Annotated in this window: 22 protein-coding genes and 1 tRNA gene; 14 read left to right on the top strand and 9 right to left on the bottom strand. The window is 66.9% G+C overall.

Annotation, left to right across the window (positions count from 1 at the left end; genetic code table 11):
• Positions 1-26: 26 nt before the first annotated feature.
• From BCY78_RS13245 to BCY78_RS13210, 8 genes are all read left to right on the top strand, one after another.
• Positions 27-2,411, top strand: coding sequence for a methyl-accepting chemotaxis protein (locus tag BCY78_RS13245; RefSeq protein ID WP_068302614.1), 2,385 nt, complete (start codon positions 27-29; stop codon positions 2,409-2,411).
• Between the two features lie 24 nt (positions 2,412-2,435).
• Entirely contained in the window at positions 2,436-3,419 is a 984-nt protein-coding gene (locus BCY78_RS13240; protein WP_068302611.1) for a CheB methylesterase domain-containing protein, read from the top strand.
• Positions 3,419-3,982: a chemotaxis protein CheD gene (locus BCY78_RS13235; RefSeq protein ID WP_068302608.1), complete on the top strand. Its 564-nt coding sequence runs from the start codon at positions 3,419-3,421 to the stop codon at positions 3,980-3,982. Before BCY78_RS13240 ends, BCY78_RS13235 begins: the two co-directional genes overlap by 1 nt.
• Before the next feature lie 206 nt (positions 3,983-4,188).
• Entirely contained in the window at positions 4,189-6,288 is a 2,100-nt protein-coding gene (locus BCY78_RS13230; protein ID WP_068302761.1) for a hydantoinase/oxoprolinase family protein, read from the top strand.
• Positions 6,285-7,904 (top strand): hydantoinase B/oxoprolinase family protein, encoded by a 1,620-nt coding sequence (locus BCY78_RS13225; protein ID WP_068302607.1) that lies wholly within the window; start codon positions 6,285-6,287, stop codon positions 7,902-7,904. Before BCY78_RS13230 ends, BCY78_RS13225 begins: the two co-directional genes overlap by 4 nt.
• A gap of 74 nt (positions 7,905-7,978) precedes the next feature.
• Positions 7,979-8,803, top strand: coding sequence for an NAD(P)-dependent oxidoreductase (locus tag BCY78_RS13220; RefSeq protein ID WP_068302606.1), 825 nt, complete (start codon positions 7,979-7,981; stop codon positions 8,801-8,803).
• Positions 8,800-10,005: an FAD-binding oxidoreductase gene (locus BCY78_RS13215; protein WP_068302603.1), complete on the top strand. Its 1,206-nt coding sequence runs from the start codon at positions 8,800-8,802 to the stop codon at positions 10,003-10,005. The genes BCY78_RS13220 and BCY78_RS13215 overlap by 4 nt, the downstream gene beginning before the upstream one ends.
• 65 nt (positions 10,006-10,070) lie before the next feature.
• A complete protein-coding gene (locus BCY78_RS13210; protein ID WP_068302601.1) occupies positions 10,071-10,979 on the top strand; it encodes a LysR substrate-binding domain-containing protein in 909 nt (302 codons plus the stop codon).
• A gap of 6 nt (positions 10,980-10,985) precedes the next feature.
• On the opposite strand, the gene BCY78_RS13205 is transcribed toward BCY78_RS13210, so the two are convergent.
• The 4 genes from BCY78_RS13205 to BCY78_RS13190 form a co-directional block, all read right to left on the bottom strand.
• Entirely contained in the window at positions 10,986-11,420 is a 435-nt protein-coding gene (locus tag BCY78_RS13205) for a glyoxalase superfamily protein (protein ID WP_068302599.1), read from the bottom strand.
• Positions 11,417-12,778, bottom strand: a complete 1,362-nt coding sequence (locus BCY78_RS13200; RefSeq protein WP_068302597.1) for an MATE family efflux transporter — start codon at positions 12,776-12,778, stop codon at positions 11,417-11,419. The genes BCY78_RS13205 and BCY78_RS13200 overlap by 4 nt, the downstream gene beginning before the upstream one ends.
• Positions 12,779-13,014: 236 nt before the next feature.
• Complete coding sequence (locus BCY78_RS13195) at positions 13,015-14,319, bottom strand: serine protease (RefSeq protein WP_068302595.1); 1,305 nt, start codon at positions 14,317-14,319, stop codon at positions 13,015-13,017.
• A 67-nt stretch (positions 14,320-14,386) separates the two neighbouring features.
• Positions 14,387-16,204 (bottom strand): hypothetical protein, encoded by a 1,818-nt coding sequence (locus tag BCY78_RS13190; RefSeq protein ID WP_139103167.1) that lies wholly within the window; start codon positions 16,202-16,204, stop codon positions 14,387-14,389.
• 266 nt (positions 16,205-16,470) lie between these two features.
• Here BCY78_RS13190 and metG point away from each other — a divergent pair, with 266 nt between their 5' ends.
• The 3 genes from metG (at position 16,471) to BCY78_RS13175 (ending at position 19,632) form a co-directional block, all read left to right on the top strand.
• Positions 16,471-18,201, top strand: a complete 1,731-nt coding sequence (metG, locus tag BCY78_RS13185; protein WP_068302589.1) for a methionine--tRNA ligase — start codon at positions 16,471-16,473, stop codon at positions 18,199-18,201.
• A 106-nt stretch (positions 18,202-18,307) separates the two neighbouring features.
• Positions 18,308-19,258, top strand: a complete 951-nt coding sequence (locus tag BCY78_RS13180; RefSeq protein WP_158515938.1) for a hypothetical protein — start codon at positions 18,308-18,310, stop codon at positions 19,256-19,258.
• 113 nt (positions 19,259-19,371) lie between these two features.
• Positions 19,372-19,632 (top strand): hypothetical protein, encoded by a 261-nt coding sequence (locus BCY78_RS13175; protein ID WP_068302582.1) that lies wholly within the window; start codon positions 19,372-19,374, stop codon positions 19,630-19,632.
• A 3-nt stretch (positions 19,633-19,635) separates the two neighbouring features.
• Here the strand turns inward: BCY78_RS13175 and BCY78_RS13170 are convergent, their stop codons facing one another.
• The 4 genes from BCY78_RS13170 to BCY78_RS13155 all read right to left on the bottom strand — a co-directional run bounded on the left by BCY78_RS13170 (position 19,636) and on the right by BCY78_RS13155 (position 22,584).
• Positions 19,636-19,887, bottom strand: a complete 252-nt coding sequence (locus tag BCY78_RS13170; RefSeq protein WP_068302579.1) for a DUF167 domain-containing protein — start codon at positions 19,885-19,887, stop codon at positions 19,636-19,638.
• Positions 19,884-20,855, bottom strand: a complete 972-nt coding sequence (locus tag BCY78_RS13165; protein WP_068302575.1) for a threonine/serine dehydratase — start codon at positions 20,853-20,855, stop codon at positions 19,884-19,886. Before BCY78_RS13165 ends, BCY78_RS13170 begins: the two co-directional genes overlap by 4 nt.
• Complete coding sequence (locus tag BCY78_RS13160) at positions 20,852-21,670, bottom strand: alpha/beta fold hydrolase (RefSeq protein WP_068302571.1); 819 nt, start codon at positions 21,668-21,670, stop codon at positions 20,852-20,854. Before BCY78_RS13160 ends, BCY78_RS13165 begins: the two co-directional genes overlap by 4 nt.
• 134 nt (positions 21,671-21,804) lie before the next feature.
• A complete protein-coding gene (locus BCY78_RS13155; RefSeq protein ID WP_068302568.1) occupies positions 21,805-22,584 on the bottom strand; it encodes an SDR family oxidoreductase in 780 nt (259 codons plus the stop codon).
• A gap of 167 nt (positions 22,585-22,751) precedes the next feature.
• On the opposite strand from BCY78_RS13155, the gene BCY78_RS13150 reads away from it, so the two are divergent.
• From BCY78_RS13150 to BCY78_RS13140, 3 genes are all read left to right on the top strand, one after another.
• Positions 22,752-23,774: a Hint domain-containing protein gene (locus BCY78_RS13150; protein WP_139103166.1), complete on the top strand. Its 1,023-nt coding sequence runs from the start codon at positions 22,752-22,754 to the stop codon at positions 23,772-23,774.
• A gap of 4 nt (positions 23,775-23,778) precedes the next feature.
• Entirely contained in the window at positions 23,779-24,561 is a 783-nt protein-coding gene (locus tag BCY78_RS13145) for a universal stress protein (RefSeq protein ID WP_068302564.1), read from the top strand.
• A gap of 186 nt (positions 24,562-24,747) precedes the next feature.
• On the top strand, positions 24,748-25,179 hold the full coding sequence (locus BCY78_RS13140) for a hypothetical protein (RefSeq protein ID WP_068302561.1): 432 nt from the start codon (positions 24,748-24,750) through the stop codon (positions 25,177-25,179).
• A 246-nt stretch (positions 25,180-25,425) separates the two neighbouring features.
• On the opposite strand, the gene BCY78_RS13135 is transcribed toward BCY78_RS13140, so the two are convergent.
• Positions 25,426-25,502: transfer RNA gene (locus BCY78_RS13135), tRNA-Met, on the bottom strand.
• Positions 25,503-25,597 lie beyond the last annotated feature (95 nt).

Below are 25,597 nucleotides of genomic sequence, written 5' to 3'. Positions count from 1 at the left end.
ATGCAAAGATTCCGGAGGCTCCCGTGATGTTCAAACGCCTTACCCAGTCTCGTATCAGCCTGCGTCTGCCCGCACTTGTGGTCATCGCACTGGTCTTCAGTATCGCCGCGTCGAGTTCCATCTATTTCCTGCTCTTCCGCAGCGAGACGAGCGCCCGTGCCGAGGGTTATGCCCGCACGGTCGCCGATCACGCGCGGAACAGCTTCATGACTTGGCTGACCACGATGCACGTCACCGTGGGCGATCTCGCCGAGGGTCACCTTGCGCCCGACGCGCTGCGCGATTTCAACGAAGCATTGGCTCTTCAGGCGCCGGGTCTGCTTGATGACATGCGCGCAGCCTATCTCGCCGGGAACCCCCATGAGGAAGGCGAGCGCGATGCGCTGGACATGGGCCACAGCCGTCCTGCCTATGATGGCGCCCATTCGCGGTTCCACGGCTTCCTGCGCGATCATCGTGAGCGTTTTGGCTACGCCGACCTGATCTTGGTAAATACCGCCGGCGACATCATCTACTCCATTGAGAAGAATGACGACTTCGGTACGAACCTCAATGATGGCCCCTATGCGGATTCGCCGCTGGCGCGCGCTTGGTACAATGCACTGCACGCGCCGGCAGGCACCAACGGCAGCAGCGAGGTGGAGCTGTACGCAGCAACAGGCGCCCCTGCGTCGTTCATCGCACGCCGAATTCACGACCATGATCTGCCATCGCGCCCGCTGATCGGCACGGTCATCATCGAACTGTCGAATGAAGCTGCGGCAGCAGCCTTGGAAGGGGCTGGCGATCTCAACGCAGCCGACACGATTTACCTGATGACCGGCGACGGCCGTGCACGCAGCGATGTGATCAGCGGCCTCCACGAAGGCGGCCCGATCTTCTCGGCGCTGGACCGCTTGCCGGACCTTCCGCAAACCGAGCTCGCACAAGCTTTGGAGAGCGGCTACCTGCCTGAGGTCGAAGGCATTGCCGGCAACATCGTCAATGCCGCGGTTGTCAGTTTCATGGCCCAGGGCACTCCTCTCGCCGCGATCGTCGAGATGGATCACGGCACCGCATTCGCCGCGCTGAACACCTTCGGCCAGCAAGCCGCCCTGTTCATGGCGCTCGGCATCGTGCTCTCGCTCGGTATCGGCTATCTCGTTGCCCGCTCCATCACGAAGCCGCTGCTGGCTGTCTCCGGCTCGATGGAGGCGTTGGCCCAAGAGCAATACGACGATGCCGTCGTCGGTTGTGACCGCCATGACGAGATCGGCGACCTTGCGCGTGGCTTGGAGGACTTCCGTCACAAGCTGAGCGCCGCGAGCGAGGCACGCGCCCTTCAGGCCGCCGCCCGCGAAGAACAGGAACACGTCGTCGAAGACCTCGGCCGTGGCCTGCGCGATCTTGCCAGCGGCCATCTGGACATCCGCCTCGACCGTCCTTTCGGTGAGGGCTATGAGCAGCTCCGGGCCGATTTCAACGAAACCGTTGATACGATGGAGAACCTGATGCGCTCCATCTCGGCGAATGCCGCCGAGATCCGCTCGCGCGCCGAGGAAATCAGTGCTTCCTCCGACGATCTGTCACACCGGACCGAGAATCAGGCCGCCACGCTTGAGGAAACGGCCGCTGCACTGGACGAGCTGACGGCGAGTGTCCGCGCGGCCGCCGACAGTGCGTCCGAAGTGGAACGTGTGGTCGCCGATGCCCGCAACGAGGCCGAGAAGAGCGGCCAGGTCGTCTCGGAAGCCGTGGCCGCAATGTCGCTCATCCGCAAGTCGTCGAATGAGATCTCGCAGATCATCGGTGTGATCGACGATATTGCGTTCCAGACCAATTTGCTGGCGCTGAATGCCGGGGTCGAAGCGGCCCGTGCCGGAGATGCCGGACGTGGGTTCGCGGTTGTTGCTTCGGAAGTTCGGGCGCTGGCGCAACGGTCCTCCGATGCGGCGAAGCAGATCAAGACGCTGATCAATGACAGCTCGGATCAGGTCGATACCGGCGTTGGCCTGGTTGGCCGCGCAGGCGAAACGCTCAGCATGATCATCGAGCGCGTGGGCAATATTGACACGCTGGTCGGCGAGATTGCGACCGGTGCACGTGAGCAAAGCTCGGGCCTGGGCGAGATCAACGTGGGTGTCTCGCAGCTGGATCAGGTCACGCAGCAGAACGCAGCCATGGTCGAAGAAGTGACTGCCGCCGCCGTTACGCTGAAACACGAATCCAAAGCGTTGACGCAAGTCGTCGTGCGCTTCCGCCTCAGCGACAACCCGCAAACGCCGTCGCTGCCGGAAAGCGCCGAAGTGATCGACCTGCCAGAGCCGACGCCGATCAGCGCCGAGCTGCCGGACTTGGACGCTTTCGATAATGTCGACGAAACCCCGGACTTCCCCGCCGCGGCCAATGCCGGTCGCTGGCAGGACTTCTGATCTCGGGCCGTGAAGGAATAGATGATGCGACTCTTGGTGGCAGATCCCGATCGGAACCGGCGAAACCGCGTTGCTCAGCGGCTTGCCGCCCTGCCCGGGATCACGATCACGGATCTTTGCGCCGACCTGACGACCACGTTCAACTGCGTGGAACATCGGCCGCCCACCATGGTGGTGCTGGCGCAGGAGCTATCGCAGCGCCCTGAATTCGAGATGATGGAATCCCTGTTTCGGATGCTGAGTGTCCGATGGGTCTTCGTCGGAAGCGCACGGGGTCCGGCGATGCCGGGGATCAGCGCGACCGACGCGATCATCGACCTCGACGGTTCGGACACGGAACTGATGGCGGCTCTGCGCCACCAGTTGGTCGGCGCCAGCAAACCGGCCCCCCGCGCGGCGGCAGGCCTGCTGCAGTCGCTGGAGCCCGCAACCTCTGACCGGGTGGTGCTGATTGGCTCGTCTACAGGCGGTGTCGATGCTTTGCTGCGCATTCTGGATAGCTTCCCTCGGGATTGTCCTCCAACATTGATCGTCCAGCATACCGGTGCAGCCTACAGCGCGGGGCTGGCCCGCTTGCTGGACCGAAACGCCGCGCCCGAAGTCCGCGAGGCCGTTCATGGTGACAAGCTGCGCCGTGGTCTGGTCCTGCTGGCTCCCGGCGCTGAATCGCATCTCTTGCTCGACACGCGGGCTGGGCTCGCTTGCAGGTTGGATCCGGGAGAGAAGTTGACCGGCCATCGGCCCTCGGTGGACGCGCTTTTCCGATCTGCCGTGCCGATCGCCAAGCGCGTCACTGCCGCCCTTTTGACCGGCATGGGACGCGACGGTGCAGAGGGTCTCTTGGCCTTACGCAGGGCCGGCGCCCGCACCATTGGCCAAGATAAGGAAACCTCCGTGGTCTATGGGATGCCGGGTCACGCAGCGCGCCTCGGCGCAGTCGAAAAAGAACTGCCGTTGTCGGCGATCGGACCGGCAATTCTACGCGTTACTCAAGGGGTTAAGGCCTGATGCAACAATATCAAAACTGGCCCGATGGCTTCAGAACCCGCACCCTCCCCGTGATCCGTGGTGAATTCCAGGTCTCGACCGATCCTGAGATTGTTCTGTCGACGGTCTTGGGCTCCTGCGTTTCGGTTTGCCTGTACGATCCGACCTGCAAGATCGGCGGCATGAACCATTATCTTCTGGCCGATGCGGCCGAAGGTGAAGCTGCGAACCTGAAATACGGCGCCAATGCCATGGAATTGCTGATCAACCGGCTTCTGCGGCAAGGCGCCTCCCGGACTCACATGCAAGCCAAGGTGTTCGGCGGCAGCCGGATGAGCGGTCGGTTCGCCGACATCGGTCCTCGCAACGCGGCCTTCGCCCTGCGCTTCCTCGCGGCTGAGGATTTTCCCGTCCTTGCACAGGATCTGGGTGGCAGTGAGGCTCGGCGCGTCAACTTCCATCCGGTAACAGGAAAGGCGCGCGTGGTGCATATCGCCGGCACGGTCGAACCCGCCATCGCCGCTCCGCCTCCGCCGAAGCCTGAAGCACGTCGCCCGGCATCTGGTGGGGTTACGTTGTTCTAATCGGACACTGGCACAACCAAACCTTTCGGCCCCCGGCACCGTCGGGGGCCTTTGCTATATCGGCGATTGACCTCACGACGAGACCTGATGCCTCTGCCAATCCCGCCCATTAGCAAGTTCAGCTTGCCAATCAGGAGTATTTCTTGTTTGGCCCAAAGCGCATCGACAGGCAGGATGGCGCGATCAACGACGAGCGCGGGGACGGCATGGGTAAGAGCACGCAACAGGCGATCCGGCTGGGCGCGGACATCGGCGGGACGTTCACGGATATCGTGCTGGACCTGAACGGGACGCTGTTCTCGACCAAGGTTCTGACCAACTACACGGCGCCTGAACAGGCGATCCTCGATGGCATCGAGACGGTCTGCGGCGAGGCGGGCATCGACCCCTCGGCGCTGGAACTGGTGATCCACGGCACGACCCTTGCCACCAACGCCCTGATCGAACGCCGCGGCGCGAAGACTGCCTTCATCACCACCGAAGGCTTTCGCGACGTGATCGAGATGCGGACGGAAAGCCGCTTCGATCAATACGACCTGAACCTAAAGTTGCCGACGCCGCTGGTCCCGCGTGAGGACCGCTTCCCCGTCGCCGGGCGCATCGGCGCCGAGGGTCAGGAGCTCCTGCCGCTTGACGAAGCCGCGCTCGAAGCCCTCGCCGACCGTATCGCCGCCGGTGGCTATGGCGCCGTGGCGATCGGCTTCCTCCACAGCTACATGAACCCCGCGCATGAGCGCCGCGCGCGCGAAATCCTGTCGCGCAAGGTCAGCCTGCCGATCTCGATCTCCTCCGACGTCTCGCCGCAGATGCGCGAATACGAGCGCTTCAACACCGTCTGCGCCAACGCCTATGTGCGCCCGCAGATGGAAGATTCCCTCGCCCGCCTGCAGATCCGTCTGGCCGAGATGGGCGCGACCTGCCCGGTCTTCATGATCCATTCGGGCGGCGGGCTGATCTCGCTGGAGACGGCCGCCGAATTCCCCGTCCGGCTGGTGGAATCCGGCCCGGCCGGCGGCGCGATCTTCGCGGCGGATGTGGCGAAGCGCTTCAACCTCGACAAGGTCGTGAGCTACGACATGGGCGGCACGACCGCCAAGATCTGCCTGATCGAGGGCTTCGCGCCCAAGACTGCCCGCAGCTTCGAGGTCGCGCGGACCACCCGTTTCGCCAAGGGCTCGGGGATGCCGATCTCCATTCCGGTGATCGAGATGATCGAAATCGGCGCGGGCGGCGGGTCGCTGGCCTGGGTCGACGCGATGGGCCGGATCCAGACCGGGCCGGAAAGCGCCGCCTCGGAACCCGGGCCCGCGTGCTATCAGCGCGGCGGCGAGCGGCCGGCGATCACCGATGCCGACCTCGTGCTGGGCAAGCTCGACCCCGACAATTTCGCCGGCGGCGCGATCAGGCTGTCGGTGGCGAATTCGGAACAGGCGATCCAGACGGAAGTCGCAGGCAAGCTGGGGCTAGATTCCCTCGCGGCCGGGTTCGGCATCTGCGAGGTGGTCGACGAGAACATGGCCAACGCCGCACGCGTCCATGCCGTCGAGAACGGCAAGACCATCGGCGACAACGTGATGATCGCCTTCGGCGGCGCGGCCCCGCTGCATGCCGCGCGTCTGTGCGAGAAGTTGGGCATCGACCGCTGCCTGATCCCGCAGGGCGCGGGCGTCGGCTCGGCCATCGGCTTCCTGCGCGCGCCCTTCGGCTACGAGGCGCTGGCGTCGAAGGTCATCCGGCTCTCGGGCTTCGACGCGAACGCCTTCAACACCCTCATCGCGGAACTGACCGAGACTGCCATGGGCTTCGTCAAATCCGGCTCAGCGGGCGAGATCCGGCGCGAGGTCACGGCCTTCATGCGCTATTCGGGCCAAGGCTGGGAGATCCCGGTCCCCCTCCCCGACCGCCCGTTCACCGCGGCTGATGCCGACGTCCTGCGCGGCATGTTCCAGTCAGCCTATGCGGAGTTCTTCGGCCGGGCGATCGATGGGCTCGGCGGGCTGGAGGTGGAAATCGTCACGCTCTCGGTCAAGGCCGAGGACATCCGCCCCGCCCCCGCCCGCGTCGCCATGATCGACACCGGCGCCGCCATGGCAGCGCCCACGACCCGCGCGGTCTTCGACCCGGCGCAGGGCGCGATGCTGCCCAGCGCCATCATCGAGCGCAGCGCGATAGAGCCCGGCCAGCGCGTCGAAGGCCCCGCCGTGATCGTCGAGCGGGAAACCTCGACCGTCGTGACCACGCCGTTCGACGCCGTGATGCAGCCCGACGGCACCCTGATGCTGATCCGCAAGGAGCAAGTGCAATGAGCGCGCTCGATGACATCCGCCTGCAGGTGATGTGGAACCGCTTGATCTCGGTCGTCGAGGAACAGGCGATGACCCTGATCCGCACGGCCTTTTCCACCTCGGTGCGTGAGGCGGGCGATCTGTCCGCCGGCATCTACGACCCCAAGGGCCGGATGCTGGCGCAGGCGGTGACCGGCACGCCGGGCCATGTGAACACCATGGCCGAGGCCGTGGGCCATTTCATCGAAGAGATCGGCCCCGAGAACATGCATGCCGGTGACACCTACGTCACCAACGACCCGTGGAAGGGCACCGGGCATCTGCACGACATCACCATGGTCTCGCCCTCGTTCCTGGATGGCAAGCTGGTCGGTTTCTTCGCCTGCACTGCGCATGTGGTGGACGTGGGCGGGCGCGGCTTTGGCGCCGATGCGAAATCGGTCTACGAGGAAGGCATCCAGATCCCGATCATGCATTTCGCCCGCAAGGGTGTGGTGAACGAGGATCTGGTGCGTCTGCTGCGCGCTAATGTTCGCGAGCCCAATCAAGTGGTTGGCGATTTCTACTCGCTCGCGGCCTGCAACGATGTGGGCCACCGCCGACTGGTCGATATGATGCGCGAGACCGGCATGGCCGACCTCGACGCGCTGGGCGAATTCATCTTCACCCGCACCCGCGCCGCCATGCTGGAGCGGATCGCCGCCCTGCCCAAGGGCCGCTGGTCCAACAGCCTGATGACCGATGGCTATGACCAATCGGTGCGGCTGGAAGTGGCGGTCGAGATCGGCGAGGGCCGGGTCCATGCCGATTTCGCGGGCTCGGACGGGGTCAGCCGCTGGGGCATCAACGTGCCGCTGATCTACACCAAGGCCTATGCCTGCTACGCGTTGATGTGCGTCGTCGCGCCCGACATCCCCAACAACTGGGCCTCGCTGTCGCTGTTCACCATCGCCGCACCCGATTGCATCCTGAACGCCCCGCGCCCCGCGCCGGTCAGCCTGCGCCATGTCTTCGGCCATATGGTGCCGGACCTCGTGCTCGGCGCCTTCTCGCAGGCGCTGCCGGGCCAGATCCTCGCCGAGGGGGCCGCAGCTTTGTGGAACCTGCATATCTCGGCCCGCCCCGTCGCCGGTCAGACCGGGCGTCGTGCCGAGATGCTGCTGTTCAACTCGGGCGGCATGGGCGCGCGGCCGACTCTGGACGGGCTGTCCGCGACCGCCTTCCCCTCGGGCGTGATGACCATGCCGGTCGAGGCGACCGAGCAGACCGGCCCGATCGTCGTCTGGCGCAAGGAGCTGCGGGACGGCTCGGGCGGCGATGGCGAGTTCCGGGGCGGTCTGGGACAGGTGCTGGAGATCGAAGCGCTGCCGGGCCATGAGTTTGATTTCTCGGCGATGTTCGACCGGGTGAACCACGCGCCGAAGGGCCGCGACGGCGGGGCCGAGGGCGCGCCGGGCGTGGTCGCGCTGGACGATGGCACGAAGCTCAACCCCAAGGGCTGGCAGCATGTGCCCGCCGGTCGGCGGCTGGTGCTGAAGGCCCCCGGCGGCGGCGGCTATGGCGATCCGGCAAAGCGCAGCAATGAGGCACGCGCCACCGACACGCTGCGCGGATACACAGACCGCGACGACATCTGACACGGCAGCGCCCGCCCGGCTTTACAGTCGCGGCGGGCGGGCTCATCCCCGCGATAGGAATTGAAGGACACGGCATGACCGACACACCCCGTTTCGACACCCTGCTCATCACCGGCGCGGCCGGCAACCTCGGCTCGCAACTGCGCCGCGGCCTCGCGCCGCTGGCCCGCAAGCTGCGGCTGCTCGACCGCATCGAGTGCACGGATCTGCAGCCGAACGAAGAGATGGTGACCTGCGATCTGGCCGATATGGAGGCAGTGATGGCCGCCTGCGAAGGCGTCGACATGATCGTGCATTTCGGCGGCGCGCCGGTCGAGAAGCCGTGGCAAGAGGTGCTCGACAGCTCGATCCGCGGCTCGTACCACATCTATGAAGGCGCGCGGAAACATGGCGTGAAGCGCGTGGTCTATGCCTCGTCGGTGCACGCCATCGGCTTCCACAAGATGGAAGACCAGATCGACGCACGCTCGGCCCATCGCCCGGACACGCTGTACGGCCTGTCGAAATGCTTCGTCGAGGATCTCGGCAGCCTCTACTGGGACAAGTTCGGCATCGAGAGCGTCATGGTGCGCATCTTCTCCTGCTTCCCCGAGCCCGTCGACCGCCGCCATCTGTGGTCCTTCCTGACCTTCAACGACTGCGTGCGCCTGGTGACCGACGCGCTGTGCGCGCCGCGCGTCGCGCATACGGTCGTCTTCGGCATGTCGGACAACAAGGTGAAGACCACCGACAACCGCTATGCCGCGCATCTGGGCTACCAGCCGCAGGAATCGGCCGAGCCGCACCGCGCCCGCGTCGAGGCCACCGTGCCGCCGCAGGACCCCTTCGCACCGTCGACCATCCATCTGGGTGGCGGCTATGTCGATTTCCCGCATCCCGATGACGAGGCCCAGAAGTGAAAGACAGCTATGACGTGGTGATCGTCGGCGGCGCGGTGATCGGCGCGTCGGTGGCGTATTTCCTGACCGCCAACCCGGACTTCAAGGGCTCGGTTCTGGTGGTCGAGCGGGATCCGCGTTTTGCACAAGCGTCGACGGGGCTATCCGCCTCGTCGATCCGCACCCAATTCTCGAACGCCATCAACGTGAAGATCAGCCAGTTCGGCCTGTCCTTCATCCGTGACTTCGCGAACACCATGGCGGTGGGCGACGACCGGCCCGACCTCAACTTCCACGAGGCGGGCTATCTGTTCCTCGCCAATTCCGAGGCACAGGCGCAGATCCTGCGCGAGAACCACGAGGTCCAACGCGCCTGCGGGGCGGATACCGTCCTTTGGTCGCAGGCCGAACTGGCCGATGCCTTCCCGCATCTGCGTGTCGATGACATCGTCATGGCTTCCTATGGCCGTTCGGGCGAGGGCTGGTTCAACAACACCGGCCTCATGAACGGCTTCCGCGCCAAGGCCCGCGCCCAAGGCGCCGAGCTGATCCATGACGAAGTCACGGCAATCGGGCGCGACGGGAACGCCGTCACCACGGTCACGCTGAAATCCGGAGCCGTCATCAAGGCGGGAACGGTGGTCAACGCTTCGGGCCCGCGTGCCGGTCTGACGGCGAAGATGGCCGGACTGCACCTGCCGGTCGAGCCTCGCAAACGCACGCTGTTCGTTCTGGATTGCGCCAAGACGCCCGAGGGTTCGGCCCGCGTGGCCGGTGGGCGCCTGCCGCTGATGATCGACACCACGGGGGTCTTCGTCCGTCCCGAGGGCCGGTATTTCCTCGCCGGCGCCGTCCCGGTCGACGACCCGGCGGTGGATTACGACGACTTCACCCCGCGCTACGAGGAATTCGAAGAGATCATCTGGCCCGCCTTAGCTGAACGCTCGGAGAATTTCGAGGCGATGAAGGTCGTCAACCAATGGGCCGGTCATTACGACTACAACACGCTGGACCATAACCTCGTGGTCGGACGGCACCCCGAGGTGACGAACTTCGTCTTCGCCAACGGCTTCTCGGGCCACGGGTTGCAGCAAGCCCCTGCCGTCGGTCGCGCGGTATCCGAGCAGATCATCTACGGTGCCTACCGTAGCCTCGATTTCGCCGAGGTCGGCTACGAGCGTGTGGTCGAGGGTCGGCTGTTCCTCGAGAAGGCGATCATCTGAGCGCGCGTTTGCCCAAAGGCCGGGGCTTTGCTATCGCGGGGGTGACCCCGACGCGGAGCCCCGCCTTGTCCCTGCTGCCCAGCCAGCCCCTGCCCCTCAACGCCCTGCGCGTGTTCCACGCCGTGGTCCGCGGTCGCAGCTTCCGCGCCGCCTCCGAGGCGCTGCGGGTCTCGCCTCAGGCCGTCAGCCAGCAGATCCGCCAGCTGGAGGAGACCTTGGGCGTCGCGCTGTTCACCCGTCAGGGCCGCGCGGTGGAGCCGACCGAGGCCGCGATCCTGCTGTCACATTTCATCGACGCGGGTTTCGCCGAGATTGAGGAGGGCCTGCGCCGGGTGACGCGCAACGCCCACAGGCAGCGCATCAACGTCAACGCCAGCCCCTATTTCGCCCAGCATTTCCTTTTGGACCGCTTCGCCCGCTTCCGAGAGATCCTGCCGGACGCCGATCTGCGCCTGACGACGATGGTCGACATGCCGGATTTCGCCGCCGACGACGTGGATGTGACGATCCAATGGGGATTTGGCAGCTTCCCGCCACATGAGGCGACGCTTTTGGTCCGCGATCCCAAGGTATTGTGTTGTGCCCCGGCCGTGGCGGAACGCCTGCAATCACCACAGGATCTGGTCGGCGTGCCGCTGCTGCACACGGCCATTCCGGGGACGTTGTGGCCCGACATCCTGCGCCATCTGGGCGTCGAGGGGGACAGCAAGCGGGCCGACATGCGCCTGCAGGATGCGGCGACGATGCGCCGTGCGACGCTGGCGGGGCTGGGCGTGGGCCTGCTGTCCCACCGCGACGCGACCGAGGATCTGGCCAGCGGTGCCCTCGTCGCGCCCTTCGGGGCCGAGGCGCTGGCCAATCTGCCCCCCGAGCAGGTGCCCGGCTTCTACCTCGTGGTGCCGCGCAGCCACCGCCGGGTGCGCGCGATCCGGTCCTTCTGTGACTGGATCACGCGCGAGGATTGGGACCGCTGACTGCCCTCAGTCCGGCAGCGCCCGGACGATCAGCTGCGGCACCCCGTCCGAGGTTGCGCGCGGCGAGCGCCCCTCGGCATCCAGCGTGCCGGTGATGACCGAGCGCAGGTTCGAGAAACTCTCGAACCGCACCACATCGACGGCCTGATCCAGCTTGATCGTCACGCTGTGCCCCTCGCCCATCCGGGCCAACCGGGTGATCCGCCCGGTGAAGGGCTGGCCGAGGTATTGCCCCTCGACGCGCCCGTCCAACCGCAGCGGCAAAGGCGCGCCGTTCGACCGTGTGAGCCGCGCGTGCAGGGTGTTCCAGTCCCGCGCGCCCTCTTGTTTGGCAATGAGTTCAAGCGCCTGCGCATGGCTGATCGCGGTGCCCGCCTCGGCCAGCGCGGCGCGCAGGGCGCGGGCGCGGGCCTTGGCCTCGTCAATACTCGTCACGCTCATGCCGGGGCCCTCCCCATGCTGCGATTGCGGGTCAGGAACAGCCACGCGGCCAACCCCATCATGCCAAGATCACTCAAGGGAAATGCCAGCCAGAGCCCGGCCTCCGAACCCAGCGCCACGGCCAGCGCGATCAACACGGGCGTCAGAACGAAGGGTTTCACAAGCGTCAGCAAGGCTGTGCGACCGGGCTGGCCCAGCGCCTGAAACCACAACGCCACCATCATCACCGGCCCGGTGACGAGGTAGAAGGCGCACATCCAGCGCAGGATGCGGGAGACTTCGGCCTGCACCGCCGCGTCGTCACTGAAGCCCGCGGCAATGGCCTGCCCGCCACCGATCAGCACCAGCTCGACCGCCAGCCCATAGACAAGTGCCACGATCACGGCGAGGCGCAGCACCGCCCGTGCGCGGTCCATCCGGCCCCCGCCCGCGTTGTTGCCGGTGATGCTTTGCACGGCAAAGCCCATGGCCATCATCGGCAGGAAGACGAAGCTGAGCAGCCGGGTGACGATGCCATAAGCCGCCACCGCCAGCGCGTAGCTGTCCGGTTGGCTGAAGCGCAGGGCCGCCAGCACGCAGGACGACACCAGCGCGATGCCGAGGAAACGCAGGCTCAACGGCGCGCCCAATGCGATGATCCGCCCCCAGCCGCCCCACCAGCGATGCCCCAGCAGTGCGCCCAGCGTGACCCGCGCCCGCCCCCGCAGCCCGACCAGCAGGACAAGGCCCAAGGCCTGCGCGATGACCGTGCCCCAAGCGGCACCTGCCATGCCCATCTGTGCACCGACGATCAGCGCGTAATTCAGAGCGATGTTGGCCAGCGTTACGCCGACCGACAACGCGGCCATCATCCCGGCCCGCCCCTCATTTCGCCAGGCATCGGCATGGAGGCCCAGAAGGAACTGCACGGGTGTCGCGCAGACCATGATGGCGAGATAGTCCCAGGCCATCGCGGCGACCGTCGGGTTGCCCTCGGCCAGCCCGGCGACCCAAGGGCGGCCCAGCGCGAAGAGCGCGACGATGGCCGCCAGTGCCATCAGCAGTGCCAAGCCATGCGCGCGGGCCAGCACCTGCGCGGCGGCGCTGGTGTCACCGGCGCCGAGATGGCGGGCATAAAGGCTCGACATGCCGCCGCTCACCAGCGTCGACAGGGCGATGGTCAGCATCACCGGCGGGAAGATCAGCGACAGCGCGGCCAACGCCTCGGGGCCGACGAACCGGCCCAGGAAGACCGCGTCGGTCACGTTCAGAAGCCCGCTCAGCGCCATGATCACCGCCATGGGCAGGGCGTTCTTCACGAATAGCCGCCCGATCGGGGCGGTCAGAAAGGTATTCTCGGAAGCTTGTCCAACAGACATCGCTCGCTCCTCGTCAGAGCATTCCGGAAGGATGGGGCCCGCATTGTCCATCGATGGAATGCATCGAGGGGAGGATATCGGTCGATCCGGGCTTCACCGTGACTTGCGTCCGCGGGCGGCAGGTGCCGGAACCTGCGCGTCAGATGCGCCCTTCGCCCCCGTCTGTCAACCGGGGATGCGGAACGGGCGGCGGATGACCCGCCGCCCGTTGCTTTTTCGTCCGTCGGTCGAAGGGCTCAATCCAGCGCCCCGGCCTCGCGCAGCGGGCGCTCGAAGGCGCGGGTATCCACCGCCAGATGCGACGAGGACATCTCCGGGAACGGCGGCTGCGCGTCGAAGAACTGGCTGTCGACCGCAATGAGACGCCATTCGCCATCGACCTGATGCAGGATCGGCGAGCCGCTGTCGCCCCGCGTGGTGTCGCAGGTATGGATCATCGAGCCATCGCGATAGGCGGTCAGGATGCGGCAATCCATATGCCCCGAGGGATAGGAGCCGGTGTCCCAGCTATAGCCCATCTGGCTGACGAGGTATTCGCTGGTGGCGATCTGCTCCAGATCGTCCTTGTCGAACACATAGGGACGTACGAAGCCGATCTCGGTGCCCAGATCGCGGTCCAACGTCAGCAGCGCCCAATCGTTGCCGTTGCCGCCGTTGGGCGGGAAGCTGCTTTCGCTGTAATCGGGGGCGATGACGGCGCTGACCACGCGGGCGCGACCCTGATCGCTGTTGCCCGAGAAGCCGGCGCGGAACTCGACGCCCTTGACCATGTCGGTGCCGAAACCCTCCATGCAATGCGCCGCCGTGGCGATCACGCGCGGGGCGATCAGCGTGGCGGTGCACTGGCCATCGGCCATGGTCAGCAGGCCCACCGCGCGCCACGGCATCTGGGTGACGTCGGGATGGACCCGGTCGTCGTGGCCGAAGAAATGGTCGCGCATCACCACCGGGCGGTCGCGGCCGATGCAGTCGGCGGTGTCGGTATAGGCGGCACAGCTGCCCTGCCCGCTGCCCGGCTCCTCGCAGATGTTGTTGAACGAGGTCGCGCAGCTGTTCGAGCGGTTGCGCATCATCTCCACGGCGGCGCAATCGGTACGGTCGGTGCCCGAGATACAGGCCCCGGTGCCGATGCCCGGATCGTCGCACTCGCCGTCATTGGCCCAGCGGCAGCTGTCGTCCGAGCCGATGGCGAGCGCCCGGCAATCTGAGGCATCGGTGCCCGGCGTGCAGGCGCCCGTGCCTCCGAAGCGGATGTCGTCGCATTCGCGGTCGTTGGCCCAGCGGCAGGTGTCGTCGCCCAGTTGCAGGCGGATGTCCTGCGGCACCGCGTCCATCAGGCGTTGCCACGCCGCGGCCTCGGTGCGGCAATCATTGGCATCGGTGCCGTTCTCGCAGGCGCCGGTGCCGTTGTAGCGCGGCTCGTCGCATTCGTTGTCATTGGCCCAGTGGCAGGTGTTGGCCTGCGCCGAGGCCAAGGTCGGTGCCATCGCCATCAGCGCAGCCCCCAGCGCCAGCCCCAAGCGGATCGATGAAAAAGTCATGGGCGGTCCCCCCGCAAATCACTCGGTCGAAAAGCCCCCGCCGGTGGTCCGGCGGGGGAAAGGTCGGTCAATGCTCGCGGTCCATGACCCAGAGCGGCGAGGCCATGGTGACCCCCAGCGTCGCCAGCCCCCCGGTGCCCGAATAGCTGCCGGCAAAGACGGCGTAGCGGCCCGGCGTCGGGTTCGGGATCATGACCCCCGGATTGAGCTGTTCGAAATCGTCGTTGCAATGCATCTGCCCGTCGGGGCCGACGACGACCAGCGTGCCGTCCGCTTCCGAGACCATGTAGACCATCAGCTGCGGCAGACCCTCGGTGGTGTCAACGACCAGATCGGGCTGGTTCGGCGTGATGAAACCGGCGCAGCCGTCGCCCATGCCGAAGGCCTCGGTCTGGCTGGCCTCGATGTCGAAGATGATCCGCGGATCAAGGCGCGTCTCCGGCCCGAAGGTCAGCTGCGCGACCGAAGGGTCGGCCATGAAGTTCAGCGATTCCGGGGCCATGAAGCCGCCGCCCGGCGTGGTGTTGTCCCACATCGCCTGCCCGGCCGAGGCATAGAGGTTGTACTGCCCCGCCTCGCCCGGCGCATAGGTCCCGAGGTAGACACTGTAGTCGCCCGGCTGAGCGTCCGACAGCGTGACGCCCGGGTTCAGCTCGAAGGCGTCGTCGTTGCAGCTCCAGCTGCCATCGGGGGCGCGGACCGCCATCACCATGTCGGCCTGCGCGCGGGCGTAGATCGACAGCAGCGGCTGTCCCTCGGCCAGCGACAGCACCACGTCGGGGGCGGTCACGTCGGTGAAGCCGGGGCAATAGGAGCCGACCGGCAGCGCCTCCATCGGCTCTGCCCCGCCCGACAAGGCAGCGGTTGCGACAAGCTGAGCGCCGGAGCTGGCGTCGAAGGCCACGCGGCCCACGCGCGGATCGGCGTCGAGGTTGACGACCACATCGCTGAACATCGGGTTGCCGCCCGCCGAGGCATAGAGGTCATAGGTCGAGCCCGGACCCTGCGAATAGCCGCCGACGAACACCTGATAGTCACCGGCCTGCCCGCCGTCGAAGCTGACCGCCGGGTTCAGGCCATCCGCGTCGTCGTTGCAGCGCACCGCGCCCGAGGGATCCACGACCGCCATCACCAGATCCCGGTCCGAACGCGCGAAGACGCTGAACGCGCCGGCGCCTTCCGGCAGGGTCAGAACGGCATCGGCGGAGGTCAGATCGCCATAGCCCCAGCAGCTTTCGCTGCCCAGCACACGGAGGGATTCCGACGCCAGCACCGGGGCTCCGCTGACCAGCGTCTGACGCCCGGTCTCGGCCGTCGCGGTGAAGTCGTGACGGCCTTGGCGGACCTCGCCCAGACGATCCACCTCGAAGCCGAACAGCTCGATCGGCGAGACCGGCTCGGCCGAGGCGATCACGCGCGCGTCGATGCTGCCGCCTTCCTCGGTGCCCAGCCACAGGGTGTAGCGACCGGGATCGACCGCCGCCAAAGCGCTGCTGGCAAGGCCGCGCTCATCGGCCAAGGCGCAGCGATACAGCCCGTCGGGGGTGCCCAGAACCATGCTGACCAGCCCTTCGCCGGCGGCGGTGAAGGCCAGACGCTCGCGCCGGTCGGTCACGTCGAAAGCCACGCCCGAGGCCTCGGCCATCACCTGCCCGGTGCAGCCCCGCACAAAGCCCGAAGCGGGCTCGCTGACCGGACCGTTCACCCGAACCGAGACGCGGCCCGGATTGTAGGGGTCCATGTCGGCGCCGATCTCGATGGCGATCCCGGCCATCGGTGCGGCGGATTGTGCGGCGGCGGGGGGCGTCGTGCCCTCGGTCTGCTGGGCCATCGCCACAGGCGCCCCAAGGGGCAGCAGCAGGGCGGCAGTGGCGGTGGAGAGCATCAAACGCGGGCGCGAAAATCGCATCATCGTGGAATCCTTGTCTCGGCTGGCGGAAATGATCTGCGACGGGGGCCCGAGGGGACCGGCAGGAGGCCAGCGAGGCGAGTGTGCCGCGCCCCTGCCGCCCGCGTCAATGCGAATAGCCCCGGCTCACGGCATGGTGCAATCGCGTTATTGTTGGGATGGAAGCGCGCCCGCCCTTGCTGTAAGGACAGGCAAATCCGGCCTTCTGGACCGACCACGACGACGAACAGGGACATCCCGGCATGGCGCGCATCCTCATCACCTCGGCCCTCCCGTATATCAACGGGATCAAGCATCTCGGGAACCTGGTCGGAAGCCAGCTGCCCGCGGACCTGTTCGCCCGCTACATGCGTGCGCGCGGCCATGAGGTGATGTTCATCTGCGCCACCGACGAGCACGGCACCCCCGCCGAGCTGGCCGCCGCCAAGGCCGGCAAGCCGGTCGACGAATATTGCACCGAGATGCACGAGGTGCAGTCGGAACTGGCGCAGGGCTTCAAGCTGTCCTTCGATCATTTCGGCCGTTCCTCCAGCCCCGAGAACCACCAGCTGACCCAGCACATGGCGGGCCGGCTGAAGGCCGCGGGCCTCATTGCCGAGGTCTCGGAAAAGCAGGTCTATTCCAACGCCGACGGCCGCTTCCTGCCCGACCGCTATATCGAGGGCACCTGCCCGAACTGCGGCTATAACCGGGCCCGCGGCGACCAATGCGAGAACTGCACCAAGCAGCTCGACCCGACCAACCTGATCGAGCCGCGCTCGGCGATTTCCGGCTCGACCGATCTGGAAGTGCGTGAGACCAAGCACCTGTTCCTGCGCCAGCGCGAGATGCGCGACCAGCTGCGCGACTGGATCAAGTCGAAGAAGGACTGGCCGGTGCTGACGACCTCCATCGCGCTGAAATGGCTCGATGACGGCGACGGTCTGCAGGACCGGGGCATCACCCGCGACCTCGACTGGGGCGTCGCAGTGAAGGACGGCCAGAACGATTGGCCGGGCATGGAAGGCAAGGTCTTCTACGTCTGGTTCGACGCGCCCATTGAATACATCGCCGCGACCGCCGAATGGGCCCATGCCAACAACCTCGGCGACGAGGCCTGGGAACGTTGGTGGCGCGAGGACAAGGGCGCCTCGGACGTCCAGTATTACGAATTCATGGGCAAGGATAACGTGCCCTTCCACACCCTCAGCTTCCCGGCGACGCTGATGGGCGCCAACCACGACGGCACCGAGCCGTGGAAGATGGTCGATTACATCAAGTCGTTCAACTACCTGAACTATGATGGCGGCCAGTTCTCGACCTCGCAGGGGCGTGGCGTGTTCATGGACATGGCGCTGTCGATCCTGCCCTCGGATTACTGGCGCTGGTGGCTGCTCAGCCACGCGCCGGAAAGCTCGGACAGCGAATTTACCTGGGAGAATTTCCAGGCCTCGGTGAACAAGGACCTCGCCGACGTGCTAGGCAACCTCGTCTCGCGCGTGACCAAGTTCTGCCGCTCGAAATTCGGCGAAGTGGTCCCCGAGGGCGGCGCCTACGGCCCGCGCGAAGAGAAGCTGATCGCCGATCTGACCGAGAAGCTGCGCGCCTATGAGGGCTTCATGGAAGCCATGGAAGTGCGCAAATCCTCGAATGAGCTGCGCGCGCTCTGGGTTCTGGGCAACGAATACCTGCAGGAAGCCGCGCCGTGGTCGACCTTCAAGACCGACCCCGAAGCCGCCGCGGCGCAGGTCCGCCTCGCGCTGAACCTGATCCGCCTCTATGCGGTGATCTCGCAGCCCTTCATCCCGGACGCTGCGCAGACGATGATGCAGGCCATGGGCTCGGACGATTGGTCCTGGCCCACGGATGTCGCCGCTGCGCTGGCCACCCTGCCCGCCGGTCACGCCTTCACCACCCCCGAGGTGCTGTTCGCCAAGATCGCCGACGAGCAGCGCGAGGACTGGCAGGCCCGTTTCTCGGGCGTGCGCGCCTGATCGCCAAGCGACATCACACAGCCGCGGGTTGACAGCTCATCCCCGGTGGCCGACCCTGCAAGCCCCGCCTTTTTCGGCGGGGCTTTTGCAAAGGTCGATTTTCATGATGCACTCACTCTCCCGCAGGGGCTTGGCCCTGTCCTGCCTTCTCGCTTCGGTCGCCCTTCCCGCCTCGGCCCAGATCCCGCTTCAAGCCATCAGCCTCACCGCGCATGCCTATGACAGCGTGGTCAGCTGGCAGGAACGCGACTGGCGCCCCGCCGGCCTGACCGAAATCGTCCATGTCCCCGGCCAGATTCTGGTGGATGTGCGCCTCGTCGCCGACGGCCCCTGGTCGGATGAGGTCGACAGCGTCCGCGCCAATTCGCGCGACATCAAGCTGATCCTGCCCGACGGGACCGAGTTGGAACCGCAGGGCGGCTATCAATATTGGGGCCAGATGCAGCTCAACGCCCGCAGCGTCTCGGCCCGACGCCCGCGCAACTTCCCCGACGAGGATCAGGACGTCTACTGGAACGGCCTGTTCATGGTGCCCGAGGGCGTCAGCACGGCCACCCTGACGATCGGCGGTGACGACATCAGCTTCGAGGGCGCGGTGACGATCCCCAAGACCTCGGAGCCCGAGGATGCCGCGGATTTCGCCACTTTCGAGGTGAATTCCGTCCGCCGCTATCGCCGCGCCGATCTGCAGGACGGCACGGGCAGCGACGCGCTGCATACCTCGATCACCGCGACGCCCGGCATGGTTCTGGCCGAACTTGAGATCGAGGTGACGGGTGTGGCCCCGAACCAAGCGGATGGCGGCGACCGCTTCAACTGGTCGACGCATAACTTCCGGCTGGTCGATGCCGAGGGCCACACGATGCCGCTGGTCGGCGAGGGCTTCATGCGCCGCATCCTCGACTGGCAGTTCAACGGCGTGAACATCGGCGACGATGCCGAGCGCAATGTGATCTTCTTAGTGCCTGAGGGGCTGGCGAACGCCACGCTGCTCTTTGGTGAGACGCCGGTGGCCGAAGCCAACCTCGGCGCGGCCAACATCAACGACACCAACTAACCCTGCCCGGCGCGGTCCTGCTTCGGCGAGGCCGCGCCGATGCCCCTTGCGGCTGTCGCCCGGCTGCGCGACCATGACCTTGCCGTGCCAATGCGGCGACTTAGGTCTGCACTATGTTCACCATCGAGCACGATTTCGACGCCACCGTCATCACCCTCATCGACGAGGGCCCCGCGCCCCTCAACGAGGACGTGGTGATCGAGAGCCATGAAGAGGGCGTGACCCTCACGCAGGTCGATCCCGACACCGAAGAGGTGATGGTCATCAACCTGTCGATGCACCAACTCAAGGAGTTGCGCGCCGCGCTGGATCTGCCCGAGGGCATCTACCGCGTCCGCCAGCCCGGCACCAAGCCCGAAGACGACGACGCGTAACCCTCAGTCCAGCTGGAACAGCTTGTCACGCGCCGTCTGGCCCCGCAGCAGAGTCAGGCGCGTGGGCGCGACGCCCATGGCCTTGGCCAACAGCTTGCGCACGGCCTCGTTCGCGCGCCCCTGATCGGCGGGCGCGGTCACCCAGACCCGGATCGGATCGCCATCCTCGATGGCATCGCGTTTGGCGCGCGGGGTCGCCCGGACGGCCAGCCGCGCACCGGGTTCGGCGCGCGGGCTGAGGTCCGGCAGGCTCATGCCTGAAGCGCGCGGATCATCATCGCCCGGTCGACATTCCCGCCCGACGCGACGGCGATCAGAGGGGCGTCGCCCTCCAGCTTGCCCGCATGGAACAGCGCCGCCGCCAAAGCCACGGCGCTGCCCGGCTCCAGCACGATCTTCAGTCGGTCATGCGCCAACGCCATCGCGCGCAGCGCCTCGTCTTCCGTCACCACCTGCCCCGGCCCGCACAGATCGCGCATCAGGGGCCAGGTCAGGTCGCCGGCCTCCGGCGTGATGATCGCGTCACAGATCGAGCCCGCGAGCCGCTGGTTGCGCACCCGCTGCCCCGCGGCTTGCGAGCGCGCGACATCGTCGAAATCCTCGGGCTCGCAGGGATGGACAGTGAAGCCCGGCGCGCGCGCGGCCAAAGCCACCGCGATGCCCGAGGTCAGCCCGCCGCCGCCACAGGGCACCAGCACCCGCGCGCTGTCGATCCCCAACTCGCCCGCCTGCTCGGCGATTTCCAGCCCGACGGTCCCTTGGCCCGCGATGACCTCGGCCATGTCGAAGGGCTTGACCAGCGCGAGGCCCCGCTCGGCCGACAGCCGCGCGCCGATCTCGTCCCGGTCTTCGGTCGCACGGTCGAATTCCACCACCTCGGCCCCCAGGGCACGGGTGTTGGCGATCTTGATGGCCGGCGCGTCGGCCGGCATGATGATGACCGCGGGCAAGCCCTGCCGCTTTGCCGCCAGTGCCACGCCCTGCGCATGGTTGCCCGACGAGAAGGCGATGACGCCCTTCACATCCCCGGCCTCGCGCAGCGCGGACACGGCATTCCACGCGCCGCGAAACTTGAAGGATCCCGTATGCTGCAGGCATTCGGCCTTCACGAAGAGCGGCCGCCCGGCGATTTCGTCGAGGAACGGCGAGGACAGCAGCGGCGTACGGCGCGCCTCGCCTTCAAGGCGGCGGGCGGCGGCGTCGATTAGATGGATGTCGGTCATATCAGAAGGCCCAGAAAACGGTGGATGGCGCTCAGCGCCTCGGGTTCGTCGAGGAAGGGGATATGCCCCCGGTCGGGGACTTCCTCGTAGATCATCTCAGGGGCGCGGGCGGCCATCTCGTCGGCGGTCGCCTGCGTCAGAAGGTCGGAATTCGCGCCGCGGATCAGCGCCAGCGGCTTGTCCTTGCAGGCTTCGAACAGCGGCCAGGCATCGGCGGCGGGCTGCTTCATCGCCTCAAGGAAGGCCGTGCGCAGCGCCGGGTCGTAGTTCAGATCGAGGCCCTGATCGGTCAGGATGTAGTGCTTCTTCGCCTCTTCCATCCAGCGCGAGGGCGGCGCGTCGAACCCGTCCATCACATGCTCTAGAGCCACCGCCATGGCGGCATAGGAATGCACGACCGGCGTGCGCCCGATGTAATCGCCGATGCGCGACAGCCCCAGCGGGTCGATCACCGGCCCCACATCGTTGAGGATCAGCCCCCGCACCCGGTCCGGCGCCACGGCCGACAGATACATGCCGATCAGCCCCCCGCGCGAGGTCCCGAGGATCGCCGCGCTCTCCAGCCCCAGATGATCCAGCAACGCCAGCACATCGGCGCCTTCCTGCACGATGGTATAGGTCTCGGCCCCGGTCCAATCGGATTTGCCGCGCCCGCGATAATCGAGACGGATCAACCGCAAGGGCGGCAGATGCGGCGCCATGTAGTCGAAATCGCTGCCATTGCGCGTAAGGCCAGCAAGGCAGAGCAGCGGAATGCCATGGCCTTCGTCAGTATAGAAAAGCTGCGCGCCGTCAGGGGCGGTGAAATGGGGCATGTCCAGTCCCTCGTTTTCGCGCACTAGACCATGCGCCTGAAGTCGCAGCAAGGCGCCCGCCCCGTCTTTGTGCTGCAAATATCCCGGGGGGGTGAGCCCGCAGGGCGAGGGGGGCAGAGCCCCCCTTAGTGACCTCAAAGCGTGGTGTTGATCCCGCCGCCATCGAGCAACAGGTTCTGCCCGACGATGAAGCCCGCATGCTGGCTGCACAGGAAGGCACAGGCAGCGCCGAATTCCTCGGCCGTGCCATAGCGTCCGGCGGGAATGGTCGCCTCACGCTGCTTGCGGGCCTCGTCCAGCGACTTGCCCTGCGCCTTGGCCACGCCCGTATCCAGCGAGACCGCCCGGTCGGTGGCATGGATGCCCGGCAGCAGGTTGTTGATCGTCACCCCCGAACCCGCGACCTGACGCGAGGTACCGGCGACGAAGCCCGTCAGACCCGTCCGGGCCGAGTTCGACAGCCCCAGCACGCCGATCGGCGCCTTCACGGCCTGCGAGGTGATGTTGACCACCCGGCCCCAGCCGCGCTCCATCATGCCCGGCAGAGCGGCCTGCATCAGCGCGATCGGCGTCAGCATGTTGGCATCGAGCGCCTTGATGAAATCGTCGCGCGTCCAGTCGGTCCACATCCCCGGGGGCGGGCCGCCGGCATTGGTCACAAGGATGTCGATCTGACCCGCGGCCTCAAGCACCTTCGCGCGACCCTCGTCGGTGGTGATATCGGCGGCAACGGCGATCACCTCGACGCCGTATTTCGCGCGGATGTCTGCCGCCGTCGCTTCCAGCGCCTCGGCACCGCGGGCGTTCAGCACCAGCGTGCAACCGGCATCGGCCAGCGCCTCGGCGCAGCCTTTGCCCAAACCCTTCGACGAGGCGCAGACCAGCGCGCGCTTCCCCTTGATCCCCAGATCCATGTCGTCCCTCCTGTCAGATGCGGCAGAGGTAACACCCGACCCTGCCTCCGGCAACGTCCCGCCCCAAGGTTGCCGCCACAACCCGGGCCGATTGACGCGCCCTCCGCCCGCCCCGTAAGATCGGCGCCGGACCCGAACCCCTCCCCCGCGCTTTCAAGGACTTGCTCATGGCCGCCGCCTCGCCCCCCGACATGCCCGGCGCCAGTACCGCGCATGCGGTGACGGTGATCCCGGCCTCGGCCCTGCGAGTCTTGTCCGGCGCCAATGCCGGCGATCAGCTGCCCGCGCCCGGCGACAGCATCTGCGGCGACTATTACCGGCTGGAAGAAGACAGCGCGCTGACCCTGATGCTGGCCCTGGACCAAACGGCCGAGGGCGGGCGCCTCGCTCCGGGCAGCGAAGCCGGCCAGCCCGGAGACGCCGTGCAGCTGGAGGGCCGGCTGTCCCTGATGGCCCCCGATGGCGATCTGGTGGAGGTTCTGGTGCTGGCCCTGCCCGCGCAAAGGGTGGCCCTGCCGCTGTCGCCGCTGCGCCTGCGTCTGACCTACAGCCTGATCGCCATCGACGAAGCGCCCGGCCCGATCCGGCTGGCCGATATCGTCGCCGGGGCCTTTGCCCGCGGCACCCGCATCGCCATGGCCGATGGGCGGCAAGTCCCGGTCGAGGATCTGCAACCCGGCGACACGGTCATCACCCGCGATCACGGCGCGCAGGCCCTGCGCTGGAAGGGCGATGTGACCCTCAGGGCCGAGGGGGGCTTTGCCCCCGTCACCGTCCTGCCCGGCGTGATGGGCAATCCCGGCGCCCTCAGCGTCAGCCCGCATCACCGGCTGTTCCTCTATCGCCGCGATGCCCGCGCCGTGACGGGGGCCGCCGAGCTGCTGGTGCAGGCGCGCCACCTCGTCGATGGGCAAGCCATCGTCCGGCGCGAGGGTGGCTATGTCGATTATTTCTCATTGGTGTTCGACGCGCATGAAGTGATCTATGCCGAAGGCGTCCCCTGCGAGAGCCTGATGGTCTGCCCCTCGGTCGTGACCCGCCTGCCCGAGGATCTCGCCGCCCCGCTGCGTGCCGCTTTTCCGGGCCTCGAGCAGCGGGCGCATCCCGGCGCCGATCTTAACCCTGAAATCCTCTCGCGCCTTCGCGACCGGCCGGGTTATCGTGCCGATCGCACGCCGCAGTCCGAGTAACGCCATGCCCTTCGCGTCCGTCATCGCCGCAACCGACCTGACCGAGCGCTCGGCCCAAGTGCCGGCCCGTGCGCGCCAGTTGGCGCAAAGCCCCGGCGCGCAGGTGCTGCTGGCCCATGTCGCGCCGCCCGAGGGCAAGAAGCGCCCGCCGCTGGCCGAGACCGAGGCCGAGCTCCACGCTCTCGCCGCCGAGGCCGGTGCCGACGGCGTCCGCCTGTTGTCGGGCGACGCCGGGACCGCGCTGGCCGCACTGGCTGAAGCCGAGGAAGCCGGGCTGATCGTGCTGGGCCTGCACCGCGAACGCCGGGTGCTGGACCTCTTGCGCCTGACGACCATGGAGCGGATCGTCCTGACCTCGCCCTGCCCCGTCCTGATCGCCCGCGACCCGGCGCAAAAGCCCTATGCGCAAGTGCTGCTGGCCACGGATTTCTCACCGGCCTCGGCCGCCGCCTTGATCACGGCCGCGCGCGTCGCGCCGCAGGCCGAGTTCCACGCGATTCACGCCCTGCAGGTGCCGCTGGGCCGCGACGCCGAGGCCGCCATGGCCCGCGCCGAGGCCGCGCGAGAGGCCTTCCTCGCCACCCCCGGATTGCCGCCCCTTGCCGAGCCGCCCGAGATCATTCCCGGCGGAGTTCATCAGGTCCTCGCCTATCGCCATGCCGAGCTGTCGGCGGATCTGCTGTGCGTCGGCGCTCATGGCCATGCCGGCGGCACCACGCTGGACCCCTATGCGCGCGATCTGATGCGGGCCCCGCCCTCGGATGTGCTGGTCGCCCACGCCCCTTGACACCGCAACTGTTGCGCGAGCGCGCGCGGCAGCAACTCGCGCCTGTAGCACGGACGCATCACGCACCGGGCTTCGCGCCTCGGTTGTGGATAAGTGCTTCCCAGACGCGCATCGGTCAAATAGATGTTACTCATAACGCGCCTCACTCGCAGAGCAGAAGGCGCGAGAAAAGAGCATGAGGCAGGCATGACTGGCATGGATACAGAGTGGATTATCAACGTCTTACGTGATCTTCAGGATTTCGCGGACGAAAACGGATTGACGGCCTCGGCGACCGCGCTGGACGCGGCAGGGATCGTCATCACGCAGGAATTGCAGAAACGCAGGGTTGAAGCTTGGGCATTGTCGGGCGCCGAGGGCGCGCCGCGCGCGGGCCAAGGGGCCCCTGCGGCGACCGACTGGCCGCGCAACTGGGACGAGCTGAATCGCAGCCCTGATTTCACCGTCATTCCCAAGGCCGAGCGTCTGCGCACGCCCCGCCCGGCTGACCCCGCCGCACGCCCTGCCCGGTTCCGCCGGAACGACGTGCGCTCGGAGCACCCGACCGGTGCCATCGGCGCGAATGGCGCGACGCCGCCCGTGCGCCTGATCACATCGAACGGCGTCACGCTGTCCTGAGCGAACGGCTGCGAGTAAGGCATGGATCGGCGATGGTGCGTCGCTCCATGCCTGCGATGCGTCAGTCCCGCACGAAGAGAGCGGCTTCCAACATCGAATGGTTTGGGCGTCCCGGCGCCAAGGCCGAATGATCTAAGATGTGCGAGGGACTTGCGCGGCTCTGATCCCTGTCAGACTGGAGGCTGCCATCAGCCTGTGTCACCCTGGCGTAGGGTTTACTCGACACATTTTCTTGCAAGGGAAGGATGGTAGCGGAGGAGGGACTTGAACCCCCGACACGCGGATTATGATTCCGCTGCTCTAACCAACTGAGCTACTCCGCCACGCTGCCAAAGCCATTCGGCTGCGGACTGACGGCTTCCTATGGGAGGCCAAAGACAGGGTCAAGAGGGAAATCGACACGAGAGGCGACGCAATG

The organism is Pararhodobacter sp. CCB-MM2 (genome assembly GCF_001691415.1).
Taxonomy (GTDB): Bacteria; Pseudomonadota; Alphaproteobacteria; order Rhodobacterales; family Rhodobacteraceae; genus Pararhodobacter.
Note: the sequence above shows the minus strand (reverse complement) of the source record. Positions and strands in the feature narration are given on the sequence as shown.